1 protein-coding gene is annotated in these 363 nt (G+C 72.5%); it reads right to left on the reverse strand.

From position 1 onward, the window contains the following. Nucleotides 1-363 (reverse strand): FAD-binding protein (locus tag OOT08_RS18365; RefSeq protein WP_325094343.1); only part of this gene is annotated, 363 nt, incomplete at both ends.

Genomic DNA, 363 nt, shown 5'->3' on the forward strand with positions numbered 1-363 from the left:
ATCAGCCCGTCCACGTGCGCGGGGACCCCGGTGAGCATCTCGTTCGGCGGGGTGCCGAGCCGCTCGGGCCAGTTCCGGCGAACGAGATCGTGGTTGCCGCCGATCCCGCCCGAGGTCACGAGCACCGCCTGCGCGGAGAACTCGAAGTCTGCGACCACCTCGCGGCTGCTCGCGACGCCGCGCTCGGCGTGATCCGGGACGAGTTTTTCGCCGCGCACCCCGGTCACCCGGCCGTCGCTCGTGACGAGTTCGGTCACCCGGTGCCGCGGGAGGTAGACCGCGTGCCCGGAGGAGACGCCGCGCCAGAGCCTGCGGACGAAGGGGTCGAGCACCGCGGGGCCAGTGCCCCAGGTGAGGTGAAAG

The sequence above is a fragment of the Leucobacter sp. M11 genome, assembly GCF_035726885.1.
In the GTDB taxonomy this organism is placed as follows: domain Bacteria; phylum Actinomycetota; class Actinomycetes; order Actinomycetales; family Microbacteriaceae; genus JAPFRB01.